The 14920-nt window shown below is 41.7% G+C and carries 12 protein-coding genes; 7 read left to right on the top strand and 5 right to left on the bottom strand.

From position 1 onward, the window contains the following. Positions 1 to 22 precede the first annotated feature (22 nt). The 5 genes from F6J90_RS05895 to F6J90_RS05875 all read left to right on the top strand — a co-directional run bounded on the left by F6J90_RS05895 (position 23) and on the right by F6J90_RS05875 (position 7788). Positions 23 to 1372 (top strand): transposase, encoded by a 1350-nt coding sequence (locus F6J90_RS05895; protein ID WP_293091526.1) that lies wholly within the window; start codon positions 23 to 25, stop codon positions 1370 to 1372. A 600-nt stretch (positions 1373 to 1972) separates the two neighbouring features. Next, positions 1973 to 3373 carry a TldD/PmbA family protein gene (locus tag F6J90_RS05890; RefSeq protein ID WP_293091525.1) on the top strand — a complete coding sequence of 467 codons (1401 nt, stop codon included), beginning with the start codon at positions 1973 to 1975 and terminating at the stop codon, positions 3371 to 3373. A gap of 196 nt (positions 3374 to 3569) precedes the next feature. Next, entirely contained in the window at positions 3570 to 4376 is an 807-nt protein-coding gene (locus F6J90_RS05885; protein WP_293091524.1) for a 16S rRNA (uracil(1498)-N(3))-methyltransferase, read from the top strand. Positions 4377 to 4864: 488 nt separating this feature from the next. Next, complete coding sequence (locus F6J90_RS05880) at positions 4865 to 5299, top strand: helix-turn-helix domain-containing protein (protein WP_293091523.1); 435 nt, start codon at positions 4865 to 4867, stop codon at positions 5297 to 5299. A gap of 365 nt (positions 5300 to 5664) precedes the next feature. Then, entirely contained in the window at positions 5665 to 7788 is a 2124-nt protein-coding gene (locus F6J90_RS05875; RefSeq protein ID WP_293091522.1) for a right-handed parallel beta-helix repeat-containing protein, read from the top strand. Positions 7789 to 9973: 2185 nt separating this feature from the next. Here the strand turns inward: F6J90_RS05875 and F6J90_RS05870 are convergent. The 3 genes from F6J90_RS05870 to F6J90_RS05860 form a co-directional block, all read right to left on the bottom strand. Further along, positions 9974 to 10138 carry a hypothetical protein gene (locus tag F6J90_RS05870; protein WP_293091521.1) on the bottom strand — a complete coding sequence of 55 codons (165 nt, stop codon included), beginning with the start codon at positions 10136 to 10138 and terminating at the stop codon, positions 9974 to 9976. A 90-nt stretch (positions 10139 to 10228) separates the two neighbouring features. Further along, complete coding sequence (locus F6J90_RS05865) at positions 10229 to 10399, bottom strand: hypothetical protein (protein WP_293091520.1); 171 nt, start codon at positions 10397 to 10399, stop codon at positions 10229 to 10231. A 181-nt stretch (positions 10400 to 10580) separates the two neighbouring features. Beyond that, the gene (locus F6J90_RS05860) at positions 10581 to 10787 is read right to left on the bottom strand and encodes a hypothetical protein (RefSeq protein ID WP_293091519.1); all 207 of its coding nucleotides are present in this window, start codon (positions 10785 to 10787) and stop codon (positions 10581 to 10583) included. A gap of 631 nt (positions 10788 to 11418) precedes the next feature. Between F6J90_RS05860 and F6J90_RS05855 the strand changes: the two genes are divergently transcribed. Continuing rightward, positions 11419 to 12525 carry a tetratricopeptide repeat protein gene (locus tag F6J90_RS05855; protein WP_293091518.1) on the top strand — a complete coding sequence of 369 codons (1107 nt, stop codon included), beginning with the start codon at positions 11419 to 11421 and terminating at the stop codon, positions 12523 to 12525. 11 nt (positions 12526 to 12536) lie between these two features. Here F6J90_RS05855 and F6J90_RS05850 read toward each other — a convergent pair whose 3' ends face one another. Both F6J90_RS05850 and F6J90_RS05845 read right to left on the bottom strand, forming a co-directional pair. Then, on the bottom strand, positions 12537 to 12992 hold the full coding sequence (locus F6J90_RS05850; protein WP_293091517.1) for a hypothetical protein: 456 nt from the start codon (positions 12990 to 12992) through the stop codon (positions 12537 to 12539). Further along, entirely contained in the window at positions 12993 to 13130 is a 138-nt protein-coding gene (locus F6J90_RS05845) for a hypothetical protein (RefSeq protein ID WP_293091516.1), read from the bottom strand. It abuts the gene before it with no gap. A gap of 286 nt (positions 13131 to 13416) precedes the next feature. On the opposite strand from F6J90_RS05845, the gene asnS reads away from it, so the two are divergent. Continuing rightward, a complete protein-coding gene (gene asnS, locus F6J90_RS05840; protein WP_293091515.1) occupies positions 13417 to 14805 on the top strand; it encodes an asparagine--tRNA ligase in 1389 nt (462 codons plus the stop codon). Positions 14806 to 14920: the final 115 nt, after the last annotated feature.

The following is a 14920-nucleotide window of genomic DNA, read 5'->3' as shown; positions in this document are numbered from 1 at the left end:
AAATCGACAACAATAAGTCACAATGAATAGATGGCTTGATATGTTGCGATCGCAGTACAATTACTTATTAAGAGATAGGAATGACTCCTATGATCAAGTAAAAGCTCCGAGACTAGGTAGTTACTGCGATTTAAAAAGTGGCGGTGAGGCGTGCCCATTGACTTGTTCTGTAAGTAAGAACCATTCTGTAGGCTACCCCTGGAAAAGCAGTAATAAGAATCCAAGAAGGAGTGCATACGAGGCTCAGAGTTCAAGTCTCCCAACCCTCAAAAAACAACGCCCTTGGTACAAGGAGATACATTCAACTGTTCTACAGCAAACACTGAGACAGCTAGATGTCGCCTTCTCCAAGTTCTTTAAGGGAGAGACTGGATATCCAAAACCTAAGAGAAGGTCACGATTCAGAAGCTTTAAATACGCCCCTGGTCAAGTCAAGCTAGATGGAGACAAGATATACCTCCCAGGAATTGGTTGGATGGGTTTTTACAACTCTCGTTCTATTCCTGAGGGGTTCAATTTGAAGTCTGTGACTGTTCGGAGGAAAGCTCGTGGATGGTTTGTAAGTCTTCAAATTGAGGACAAAACAGTTCCAATCCCTTCGGTAACAGGCAAAAATGAAATTGACCCTCAAAACGTCAAAGGTTGCGACTTGGGGATTAAAAAATTAGTTAGTCTTTCCAATGGAAAAACAATAGCCAATCCAGCAAAAACAAAGTCCTTTAGGTGCAAAGAAAGGCGTCTAGAGCTAAGACAAAGAGCTGCTAGCAGGAAAAAGAAAGGGTCTAAAAACAGAGGAAAAGCCTACAGTAGGGTAGCCTCACTTCATGAGCGTATTGCAAATAACCGTAGCGCCTATCATTGGGACACAGCCAATAAGTTGGTTGACGGTGCAGATGCCTTGATATTTGAAGACCTTAATATTAAGGCAATGAAGTCTCGTTGCAAGCCTAGACCAAATAAAAATGGTAGTTATGACCGCAACGGGCAATCAGCAAAAAGAGGTTTGAATCGTTCGATATCTAATGCAGCTTGGGGAGAACTGGTCAAGAAGATCGAGGTCGTGGCTGCAAAGTCAGGCATTCCGGTCATAAAAGTGAATCCCAAGCACACATCTCAAAGGTGTCCAAAATGTAACCACACAAGTAAAGAAAACAGAAAAAAAGAAAAGTTTGTCTGCACTAATTGTGGTCATTACGACGACGCGGACGTGAATGGTGCGGTAAATATCAAACTGCGGGGTCTCAAAAAACTGGGAATTGACCCCATCCAGCTACCTCCGGTGCGGGGGAAAGTTACGCCCACGGAAATAACAGCAACGAACGTTGTTGTGCCTGGGAATCCCCATCCCTCTAAGGGTGGGGAGGTTCAATAATAGCACTCGCCCTCAATCTCTTGCTGAAACCTAGTGATAAGTATGGGATAGTGGCTATAAAAGTCGGTAAGTATAGCGCTACGCTTAGCGTCAGAAGTTAGAAGTCAGAAGTCAAAGCTGCGCTTTCCGCATCAAGAATTAAATTCGCCACGGGTCGCACCTAAAAGTAAGCTATGACTAAGTTTTGGAGTTTATCAATGTCAAAATCTGAATGCCTAGTGCTATATAATAGAGACTAAATCAAGGATAAGCAATAATATTATTTTATTGGTTTCATCAATTAATATTATTAATATTATTGTGATGATTATCAACGTAGTTAAGAGTTATGATTTTATTTTGAGATGTTGATGCTCCTTCTGTATAATAGTGTGAATTGTCACAAGTAGTCAATATTATTGAAGTGACTAGGGTTGAGGGTTACCTTGCTGCTTATGTTGAATAATCTAAGGGGTAAATTGTGCTATAATATTGTAAGTTTTAACATCATCTCACGTAAAACAAAGAACATAAGCTGATAGCTGACGGCTGAATGCTTACAATAGCACTAGATACCCTACTCATTGCACAATAGAATAGTTATTTGCTATTTCCTCTACTATGCCCATTGTCCTAACCGATACCAAAAACTTACTCTGTGACCTAATTGCTCAATATGGCTCCCGCGTCGATTACTTAGCCATTCGCTTAGAAGAAGCCGAAGGAACCAGCATTTTATTACGGGGTGACAAGATCGAAACCCTGAGTGAAGGTCTGTCTATCGGTGGACAAGTAAGGGCATGTTATAATGGAGGATGGGGTTTTTCGAGTTTTAACCAGCTTAGTGCTATTAAAGAACGAGTCGAAGATGCGATCGCAGCAGCTCGGATTGTGGGTAATCAAGAAACCACCCTTGCTCCCATTGAACCAATACAGGATGTTTGCCAGTTACCCCTGACTGGTACAGACCCTAGGCAAATTCCCTTGGCGCAGAAGAAAGCATTATGCGATCGCTACAATCAAATTCTCAGAAGTTATGACAGTAGCGTTGCTACTACTTCTGTCCGGTATGGGGATATTAACCAACGCATCATCATTGCTACTTCCGAAGGTACCTTGATAGAGCAGTCTTGGGCAGATCTGGAAATGCGTTTTGCTGCTACTGCTCGTAATGGCGATAGTGTCCAAACTGGTAGAGAAACCATTGGTTCTCGCCAAGGCTATGAAGATCTAACCAATCTTGATCAAGAAGTCCATGGAGCAGCTCAACGCGCTGTCGATGCTTTGTCATTACCACCTGTAACTGGTGGCAATTATACAGTAGTCATCGACCCCATCCTTACTGGTTTGTTTGTCCACGAAGCCTTTGGACACCTATCTGAAGCTGACATGGCTTATGAAAATCCTGACTTACTGGAAGTGATGAGTATGGGGCGTCGTTTTGGCCCAAAAGAATTGCAAATCTTTGATGGAGCTGCGACCCAAGGACACCGGGGTAGCTATTTCTACGATGATGAAGGCACTCCAGCCACTACCACCCAGTTGATTAAAGATGGTGTATTCGTTGGACGTCTTCACTCCCGTGAAACTGCTGGTAAGTTAGGTGAAACCCCTACTGGTAATGCTCGTTGTCTCAATTACCACTATCCGCCGATTGTTCGGATGACTAATACTTGGATAGGACCCGGAGCTACTCCAGTAGCAGACTTATTCGATGATATCACAGTAGGAGTCTATGCTCGAAATTGGCTAGGAGGTATGACTAATGGCGAAATGTTTACCTTTAGTGCTGGAGAAGCTTGGATGATTCGCAATGGTGAAATTGCTGAACCTGTGCGAGATGTGACCCTTTCTGGTAATGTATTCAAGACCTTAGCTGGTATTGAAGCTATTGGTGATGATTTCTATTGGGATGAATCCGGTGGCTGCGGTAAAGGTGGACAAAGTGGGTTAGCTGTAGGCTGTGCAGGACCAACTTTAAGGATTCGGAATGTGGTAGTTGGTGGAGAAGTTGAAGGTTGAAGGTTGTCTGTCAGAATGCAGAATTTGGAATGAAGAATTTAGAATGAAGAATTTAGAATGAAGAATTGAGAATGGAGAATTGAGAATGGAGAATTGAGAATTATATATTCTCGCTCTTCCGTACTTGTTATCCTAAAATAAAAAGTCTGTAAGAGGGAAAAGCAGCTCTGGAAATAACAGTAGTCAGAGAATCAGTATGCAACGGTTGGTGATATCACCTACACAGTGTCAAGACCAAGGGATTGTTTTAACTGATGCCCAACAGCATTATCTAATTAGAGTGTTGCGGCTGAAAAAAGGCGATCGCTTTATTGCTATGGATGGAGAGGGTGGCTGGTACGTTAGCGAGCTAGAAGGTAATTTGACTCAAGCTAAAATTGTCGCATCTGAGCACATTCAAACTGAATTGCCTAAACAGGTAACCTTGATGGCTGCGATGCCTAAAGGGAGTGGATTTGAGCAAATTTGTCTGATGGCAACAGAGTTGGGAGTTACTCGGATTGTGCCGTTGAAAAGCGATCGCACTTTACTCAATCCTAGTCCTCAAAAGCTTCAAAGGTGGCGGCGGATTACCCAAGAAGCAGCAGAGCAATCAGAACGGGAAGTTGTGCCGAAAATTCTTGACCCTGTGGACTTTTCCGATAGTCTTCAGTTACCGGAAACCCTAGAAGCCTATCGCTATATTTGTGTAGCTCGGGGAAAGGCTCCCCATCTACTCAATTGCTTATTAGATTTACGATTAGGATTGGAAACTGGCCAAACAGACCCTGCTCAACATCCTGGCATTGTCATTGCTACCGGACCTGAGGGTGGTTGGACAACTCAAGAGCTAGAACAAGCTACTGCTGCTGGATTTATCCCTGTTTCTCTTGGAAGTCGCATTCTCCGAGCTATCACTGCTCCTATTGTTAGCTTGTCTATAGTAGCAGCAGTGTCGGAGTCATCAGTTAAGGCAAACGGTGAGGATTTTGCTTTAACTTATGACAACATGATCGACAACTGAGCCAATACACTGGGTTTGTCCATAATTCGATTCGATTACTATAGCGCTAGTTTAAGTGTGAAATGAAATCTAATCATCCCATATAACCCTTAACGCCTCTAAAAGGGTAGCGCTAGTAAATATTTTTAATCACCGAATTTTATCAAACTATAACGCTATATTAAACTAGCTTGAATAAAAATAGCGCTAGATAATCGCTCCCAATAAACATAGCGCTATTTAAAAAAAAAGATTAAATCCAATTATTTGATAAACCCCGTAAGCTCTGAGTAAGGTTAGCGCTATAGTACAACTTCCATGAGTTCTAAAATTAAATTAGCGCTATAGTATAGCCGTCCACCCTAGTCATCCCATACACTCTTTACCACCCCAAAAAGAGTAGCGCTATTAAAAATTCCTCTATAACTTTGTGAATTTTTGTAAAAATTTTGCACAGACAGAAATAATATGCTAAGCTAAGTATAGCGCTAATTAAAAGGAGCAAAAAAATGACCGTAGTCGGAACTACCCAAGCAGCTTTTCTTCTAGGAATTTGTGTCCAACGAGTCCGTCAACTTCTCAAAAATGGCAGAATTAAGGGCGCTCAAAAAGTGGGCAGATTTTGGCAAATTCCCCTATTTAACGGCTTGCCCAAGGTCAGTCCCGGTCGCCGTGGACCAAAGGGAACCTGGAGAAGAGGTTTCCAAAAGGTGGCCACTTACATCCATGTCAACCAGAACATTATTAGGCAAAATAAAAAGAACAACACCTACGAGCCTGTCCTAACCGTCAAACAAGGTAAGCGCAACACCTACGGTCATTATGTGGAAATCAAAGGACCATCTCGGTTGGTTTATCAACCTAATTGTCCCAAGGATTGTGGAGCTACAGTGTGGCTGGAAGTTGATCCTTCTGTGGAAATTCTTACCAAAGTTTTTGGCTAGTGGGACTTTACTATTTTTGGGTCTGTTTAGGGGAACTAGCGGTGAATCCTTCTCCCAATCTGGGGTGAGCGCTCATGTGAGTGTAAGATTGTGTCAAACTTTATTGGCCCTGATTGCTTTGAAGACCTTCTTGCCTTGCTGCCCTCTGCCTTAAAAAGATAAGCAAAGTACTTCACCAAATTAAAAACTGCGATATTATTTACTTATCTAAGTATACCTGCGGAATGTAGGATAGAGTTTCATCAGCAATCTTGATTTATATAAAAATCTATTGGGGATAGAAAGGGTGAAGCTTCTTCTATCAATAAATTTGGAACTGGTTATAAAGTTATTTTTTGTCGTTTTACCGAAAATACTTTTAGACTGTGACAAGTAATTTATATTCAAAGAAAACCGTAGTTGTTGCTAAATCGGATACGGCTGACTACACAACAATTGCGGAGGCGATTAAAAATGCCCAACCTGAAACCAGAATTTTAGTAAAGCCAGGGATTTATAGAGAAAGCATTGTTATTGATAAATCTCTAGAAATTTTAGGAGATGGGAAAGTCTCCGATATTGTTATTGAGGGCACTAACCTGAACTCCATTCTGATGCAAACAGACTATGCAATAGTGCGAGGCTTCACTTTGCGAGAATGCACTGTAGGTGTGTGTGTCCCCAAGGGACAGTTAATCCTTGAAGATTGTGATCTGACCGCCTATGACTGTGGTATAGTTATTTGTGGTTCTGAAGCAAATCCCATTATTCGTCGCTGCTGTATTCATGATGGAAAAGGTAACGGGATTCAGATTAAAGATAATGGTCAAGGAGTAATAGAAGACTGCGACATCTATGGCAATACTTATTCAGGAGTGAAGATCGATAAAGGTGGCAATCCCATGATCCGTCGCTGTCGTATTTATGATGGTAAACAAACCGGAATTTTGATTACAGACAATGGATTAGGAACCCTAGAAGACTGTGACATCTATGGCAATACTTATCGAGGAGTCGATATCGATACAGGTAGCAATCCCACCATCCGTAGCTGTCGTATTTATGATGGTAAACAAACCGGAATTTTGATTACAGATAATGGATTAGGTACCATAGAAGACTGCGGTATCTATGGCAATACTTATGGAGGAGTTGATATTGATACAGGTAGCAATCCCACCATCCGTCGCTGTCGTATTTATGATGGTAAACAAAATGGAATTTGGATTACAGATAATGGATTAGGTACCATAGAAAACTGCGACATATATGGCAATACTTATCAAGGAGTTAAGATCACTAAAGATAGCAGTCCCACCATCCGTAGCTGTCGTATTTATGATGGTAAACAAACCGGAATTTTGATTACAAACAATGGATTAGGAACCATAGAAGACTGCGATATCTATGGTAATACTTATCCAGGACTGGCGATCACTAAAGGTGGCAATCCCATGATCCGTCGCTGTCGTATTTATGATGGTAAAAAAACCGGAGTTTGGATTACAGACAATGGATTAGGAACTATAGAAGACTGTGATATCTATGGCAATACTTATCGAGGGGTTGATATCGATACAGGTAGCAATCCCGCTATCCATAGCTGTCGGATTTACGATAGTAAAAAAACCGGAATTTGGATCACAGACAATGGATTAGGCACCATAGAAGATTGTGAAATCTATGGCAATACTTATGGAGGAGTTGATATTGATACAGGCAGCAATCCCATTATCCGTAGCTGTCGGATTTATGATGGTAAACAAAATGGAATTTCGATTACAGATAAGGGATTGGGAACTATAGAAGACTGCGATATCTATGGCAATACTTATCAAGGAGTTAAAATCACTAAAGATAGCAGTCCCACTATCCGTAGCTGCCGGATTTATGATGGTAAACAAACCGGAATTTGGATTACAGACAATGGATTAGGAACTATAGAAGACTGTGATATCTATGGCAATACTTATCAAGGAGCTAAGATCACTAAAGGTAGCAATACTACCATCCGTAGCTGCCGGATTTATGATGGTAAACAAACCGGGATTTTGATTACAGACAATGGATTAGGAACCATAGAATACTGCGGCATCTATGGTAATATTTATCCAGGAGTGGGGATCACTAAAGGTGGCAACCCTACCATCCGTAGCTGTCGTATTTATGATGGTAAAAAAAACGGAATTTGGATTACAAACAATGGATTAGGAACTATAGAAGACTGCGACATCTATGGCAATACTGCTCCAGGAGTTGATATCAGTAAAGGTAGCAATCCCACTATCCGTAGCTGTCGTATTTATGATGGTAAAAAACCAGGGATTTTGATTACAAACAATGGATTAGGAACCATAGAAGACTGCGAAATCTATGGCAATGGTGCTCCAGAAGTTGAGATTGCTAAAGGTAGCAATCCCACTTTTCGTCGCTGTCAACTCGAAAACCATCCTTTTCCAGGAAGTAAAATTGAAAAAGGACGTAATCCATTCTTTCGTCGATTCTTATGACTAATAAACCCTTCTAGTTAGGAATTGCTAGTATACTAGGTCTTTCTATTGCCTTATGCCCTAAATTTTGAGGCATGATCAGTTTGAAAGAGTGGGCAATTATCAATAATGAGAGGTTAATGGCATGAGGTTAATTGGCATAACTTTTTCAGTCCAATTCGTTGACTGTCGGAAATTTCAGCAATTTTTGATGATCGTGCGTACGCCTTCAGCTGTGTTGATCGCGCTATCATTCACATTGGCAAGCTTAAGCTGTGGATAACTATAGCGCTAGTTAAGGCTTTAGCTCAATTAGTTTGCTATCGTAAATTTTAACAATTTGGGATGATCGTGGGATTCAATCGCACTATCATTCACATTGGCAAGCTTAAGCTGTGGATAACTATAACAGTAGTTAAATTTTTCCACTCAATCCTCTGACTGTCGAAAATTACAGCAATTTTCGATAATCACGATAGCACTAGCAACAGCAACAAAGCCGTGAAAATCCTTTACTGTTGGTAATTCCAGCAATTTGGGATAATTGCGATAGCTCCTTGTTGAGCAACGCGCGATAGTTATCGAAAATTCCAGCAATTTTGGATAATCACGATAGCCTAGCAACAGCAACTTCAATCCAATTCGTTGACTATCACAAATTTCAACAATTTTGGATAATCACGATAGCACTAGCAACAGCAACAAAGCTGTGAAAATCCTTTACTGTCGGAATTTACAGCAATTTTGGATAATCGCGATAGCGCTAGCTTAATCAACGCGCGATAGTTATCGAAAATTACAACAATTTCGGATGATCTCCATAGCGCTAGCTTAATCAACGCGCGATAGTTATCGAAAATTCCAACAATTTCGGAAATCAGTGATCGCGCCAGCTTAATCGATTTCGGTAGTTATCGAAAATTACAGCAATTTTCGATAATAACAATAGCGCGTTAGATTAAGCAACGCGCTATTGTTATCGAAAATTCCAGCAATTTCGGAAATCAGCGTTCGCGCAGCGTGACTGCATGCCAATCACGTTAGATTAAGCAACGCGCGATAGTTATCGAAAATTACAGCAATTTGGGATAATCACGATAGTGCTGGCTTAATCGATTTCGTTAGTTATCGAAAATTCTAACAATTTGGGATAATCGCGTTCGCGTAGCGTGACTGCATGTCAATCGCGCTAGCAACAGCAACAAAGCCGTGAAAATCCTTTACTGTCGGAAATTTTAACAATTTGGGATGATCGCGATAGCACTAGCAACAGCAACAAAGCTGTGAAAATCCTTTACTGTCGGAAATTCCAGTAATTTTCGATAATCACGATGGTGCTAGCAATAGCAACGCGCGATAGTTATCGAAAATTCTAACAATTTGGGATAATCGCGTTCGCGTAGCGTGACTGCATGTCAATCGCGCTAGCAACAGCAACAAAGCTGTGAAAATCCTTTACTGTCGGAAATTCCAGTAATTTTAGAAATCATGTGATCGCCCTAGATTGAGCAACAATAGTCAAAATCCTTTACTGCCGGAAATCACAACAACCTGGGATAATCACGGTAGCGCGTTGCTTGAGCAATTTCGGTAGTTATCGAAAATTCCAGCAATTTGGACTAATAACAATAGCGCTAGCTTAATCGATTTTCTTAGTTATCGGAAATTCCAGCAATTTGCGATAATCACGATAGTGCGTTGGTTGAGTAATTCCGATAGTTATCGAAAATTCCAGCAATTTGGGATAATCACGATAGCGCGTTGGTTGAGCAACAAAGGGTGAAAATCCTTTACTGTTGGTAATTCCAGCAATTTGGGATAATCACGATAGTGCTAGCTTAATCAACGCGCGATAGTTATCGAAAATTCCAACAATTTGGAATTTTCGCGTTCGCGTAGCGTGACTGCATGTCAATCGCGTAGCGTGACTGCATGTCAATCGCTTTAGCTTGAGCAACAAAGGGTGAAAATCCTTTACTGTTGGTAATTCCAGCAATTTGGGATAATCGCGATCACGTAGCGTGACTGCATGTCGATCACGTAGCGTGACTGCATGTCAATCGCGTAGCGTGACCAAAGTTCAATCGCGCTAGCTTAATCAATTTCGGTAGTTATCGAAAATTCCAGCAATTTGGGATAATCACGATAGCGCGTTGGTTGAGCAACAAAGGGTGAAAATCCTTTACTGTTGGAAATTTCAGCAATTTTAGAAATAATGCGATCGCACCTTGTTGGGCAACGCGCGATAGTTATCGAAAATTCCAACAATTTCGGATAATCTCCATAGCGCTAGCTTAATCAACGCACGATAGTTATCGAAAATTACAACAATTTCGGATAATCGCGTTCGCGTAGGGTAAATGCATGTCAATCACGTTAGCTTAATCGATTTCGGTAGTTATCGAAAATTCCAACAATTTCGGATAATCTCCATAGCGCTAGCTTGAGCAATGCGCAATAGTTATCGAAAATTCCAGCAATTTGGAATGATGGCGTTCGCGTAGCGTGACTGCATGTCAATCGCACTAGCAACAGCAACAAAGGGTGAAAATCCTTTACTGTTGAAAATTACAGCAATTCGCGTTCGCGTAGCGTGACTGCATGTCAATCGCGTAGCGTGACTGCATGTCAATCGCGCTAGCTTAATCAACGCACGATAGTTATCGAAAATTACAGCAATTTTCGATAATCACGACAGCGCTAGCAACAGCAACAAAGGGTGAAAATCGTTCACTGTTGGAAATTTCAACAGTTATCCTAAATTCCAACAATCTGAGAAATTATGCGATCGCATTACGTGATCGCATCCAATCCTACTCCCTACTCTCCTCAACTTCTTCATCCATAGGCTCAGGTAAATCAAAAATAATGACAAATTCCCCATCAGGCATCAGTCGTTTAATAGCCTGCAAATGCCCCTCCGCATCAGAACGGTTCCGGTAACGACCAACAACGACCCGTTGCATCTTAGGCAATAGCCGGACAATCGCCCATGGATACAGGCGTTCAGAGTACGTCATAATTTTAGGTATCTCCTTAACTGGGGTACTAGAGCCAGCCTGAGAGCGTGGAACATCCTTGGCTGGCTCTTAGACGTTTTCACGTCTATAATCCTATTATATCATATAAATAATCTTTTATTATAACATATTTTGAAAATTTTTGTAACAAACTTGTGAGGGAGTAGGGAGCAGGGAGTAGGGAGCAGGGAGTAGGGAGATAAGGGAGGTTTTGATTAAGGGTAATTATCCTGAGATGATATTGGATGCTACCCCTTTCCCAAAAAAATTAGCGCTAGATAAATTCGACCAAAGTATAGCGCTAATTTAACTGAATACCTTAATAATACCAAATATCCCTTAACCGTTAAAAATATCAGCGCTAGATAAATTCGGCCAAAGTATAGCGCTAATTTAAACTACTCACTTAATTACCCCAAATACCCATTAACACTTTAAAAAGTGAGCGCTAGATAAATTCGGCTAAAGTATAGCGCTAATTTAACTGAATACCTTAATAATCCCAAATATCCTTTAACACTTAAAAAGATCAGCGATTTTAACTGCTCCCTAGGAGGATCTGATTTTACACTTAACTTAAAGGCGAGAGACCGAATGTCTAACACTTAATGATATCACACCTAACGCTATCATGCTTAAGCAAATTGCTGATGCCTTTGAGCACCATGATTATCAAACTGCTGCGCGATTAATTAAACAACTTCTGAAGCAAGAGCCCAATAATCCCTGGACACAGCTTTATCTAGGACGGCTCCAGGAAGTCAGAGGTAAGCTAGAAGCAGCTGAAAGAATCTATCGACAGTTACTCAAAGGAACACCTGTTCCTAAAATTATGGCCCAAGCTCGTCAGGGGCTAGCACGCTTAGAAGCTACAGCAAAAGAACAGCGCCGAGAAGCCTTAGCCCAAGCAACTGCTGACCCTGAAAGTAATCAATTGGGAGTCTTAGTCCTAAAGCCGATCAGCCAAGAAGATAAACCAAAAGCAGCTCAAAACTTAGCTCGTATACTGGGGATAGACCCCTACACCGCAAGGCTAAAGCTACCTACGAGAGGCTGGCGTTTATATCGCACTGGACCAGTGGGAGAACTTAAGTATTATGGGTCGTTACTGCGAGAAGCATCAATAAAATGCTTGTGGGCAGCAATAGCAGATATCAAAACAATTAACATCTATCAAGTTAAGTATTTTTCTGACAGTAGTGACCAGGAAACTACTGTAGTTTGTCACAACTCTCAGGGACAGTTGGGGTCTTTTAGCTTTAACTGGTCCGAAGTGACCCAACGAGTAGACGGACGGTTGCCTTTGTTTGAGAAGGTAGTAGACTTAGATGCGCGACGGAATTTAACTCGTAAAACCCAAACCTTAGACTATGCCATGGTTTGTGACTTGCATTTACCACAGCGCCACAGTATTCTGAGACTATGCGATCGCAATTATCAATTCCAGCAAGGAATTGCTCTAACCCTCAAGCCAGTTTCCAGTCATAATGCTCAATCCCAAGACTCTCCTATACACCAAAGCACTACAAGAGTCAACTGGAACAACTTGACTGATTACTTAAATGTTCGATTGCTTGAGAAGCCAGTATGGTCTGACTTTACCACCTTTGCGCAAACCGCTCTAGACTACCAAGATCTGCTAGAAAAATTGGAGTCTCATATCGACTTATTTCGCCTGGTCGAGACTCCTTGGGATCCAGCATTTCAGTTGTATAGTGGACTGGTGTTTCTTGAGTAAGAACTAATCTATTAACGAGGGTTCTGCATCTGAGCAGCCATGTCCAGGAACTTATTCATGCTAGGACCAGGACGCCGACGGGGCATGATCATTGGTACATATTTGGTCGCAAAGGTCGTTTCCGGCTGCCCTTTTGCCTTATTATTGACCAGTGCTGCTGCTGAAGTGATTGCCGCTACTGGTGTTGGCTCAGGAGCAGCTGCCTTTTTTTTAGCTTCCGCTTCAGCTTTTTTCTTAGCCTTTGCTTCAGCCTTAGCCTTAGCTAGTTCTTCTTTCTTGGTTTGACGAGCAGATTTGGGCTTAGAAGCTTTAGCTGTTGCTTCTACGGTCGCGGTTTCCGCTGTTGCCTCAGCTTTGGCCGGTTCTGGCTTCTGTTCTACCGCCGGTTGCTGAGGGGTGCTAGTTTCGCTTTCGTCTAGCTCCATGTAGAAGCCCTTGGATTTATTGCCTTTAAACAAACCTACCATTTACAAATACCTCTCTAAATTAGTTTTAATGGAAGCTATTACCAGAGTGCGATCGCAACTGGGGCTACAAGCTTGGCGCAGGACATTTACCAGTAATCGGTAATCGGTAATCGGTAATTGTGCTGAATCCTTACTCATCACCAATACCCTCAACCATTTACTAAAAACCGGACCCTGTCCTGGCTTAAGTGAATAGCCTCACTGCTGATCTTGGGTGACTAGTCGTTTGATGAAACTTAACCAAACGTTGCATTTGTATAGTAATTATGAGTGATTACTTCACTTATTGCAACAATTTAGAGATTTTTGTTCATCAAACTTTACATTAAGCCATTGATAAGTATATTTACTTAGATTTTTAGAGCTAAACACCACCAGGTAATTTAGAAAAGTTGACAATTCTCTCAGAATTTTGGAGAAAGCTATGGAAATTCGACGGATTGCTGAAGTTTTGCGCAATGGTCAACCAGATCAGTCTTTGACCATTCAAGGCTGGGTACGCACAAAACGGGAATTAAAGGACTTTGCCTTTATGGAAGTCAACGATGGGTCCTCCATGGCAAATTTACAGGTAGTGCTCAATCCAGACTTGTCGGATTATGAGACTATCCTGAAGCAGCTTAATACTGGCTCATCAGTAGAAGTCACTGGTATAGTAGTAGAGTCTCTTGGCAAGGGACAGCGAATTGAACTCAAAGCATCCTCGGTGACAGTGTATGGGGAAGCAGATGCCAATTATCCCCTACAGAAGAAACGCCACTCCTTTGAGTTTTTGCGCACCATTAGCCATTTGCGATCGCGCACCAATACCCTAGGTGCAGTGTTCCGAGTTCGGAATGCCTGTTCCCATGCCATTCATCAGTTTTTTCAAGAACGAGGTTTCTTGTGGGTTCATACCCCAATTATCACCGCTAGCGACTGTGAAGGAGCGGGGGAGTTGTTCAGTGTCACTAGCCTAGACTTAAACCACATTCCCAAAACCGATAATCAAGCAGTCGATTACACTCAGGACTTTTTTGGACGACCGACTTACCTGACCGTCAGTGGTCAATTAGAAGCAGAAATTATGTCAATGGCGTTTCGGGATGTATACACATTTGGTCCTACATTCCGAGCCGAGAATTCTAATACCTCTCGACATCTAGCAGAATTTTGGATGGTGGAGCCTGAGATGGCATTCTGCGATTTGAAGGGAGATATGGATTTAGCAGAAGCCTTTCTCAAGCATGTATTTAAGTCAGTATTGGAAAACTGTCCAGAAGATCTGGAATTTTTCAACAAGCGGATAGATAACAATGTTCTGGCTACTGCTGATAATATTATCAATAATCAGTTTGAGCGGATTACTTATACAGATGCGATCGCATTACTCGAAAAAACGGATCGTAAGTTTGAGTATGCGGTAAGTTGGGGTGTAGATTTGCAGTCAGAACACGAACGGTATCTAGCAGAAGAGTTATTTAAAAAGCCCGTGATTGTCACGGATTATCCAGTAGAGATTAAAGCCTTTTATATGCGCTTAAACGACGACCAAAAGACTGTAGCAGCAATGGATGTGCTTGCGCCTAGGATTGGGGAGATTATCGGTGGTGCTCAGCGGGAAGAACGGCTGGATATATTAGAGAAGCGAATTCAGAATCAGGGCATGAATCCAGAAGATTTATGGTGGTATTTAGATTTGCGGCGTTATGGTACAGTGCCCCATGCTGGATTTGGTTTGGGATTTGAGCGATTGGTGCAATTTATGACTGGTATGGCAAATATTCGGGATGTAATTCCGTTTCCGAGAACTCCGTTGAGTGCAGAGTTCTAAAAATTCAAACAATGGTTGTTTCTGCCCACAACCATTGATGTAAAGATGGGTAGTGCTAAAGATGTAGTGGTTTGGCTACCGTCTGGTAAAGATAACGGTAGCTAAAATCACGAAT

Origin of the sequence: Moorena sp. SIOASIH (genome assembly GCF_010671925.1) — a bacterium.
GTDB lineage: Bacteria > Cyanobacteriota > Cyanobacteriia > Cyanobacteriales > Coleofasciculaceae > Moorena.
This window is presented reverse-complemented; position numbering and strand designations above follow the sequence as displayed.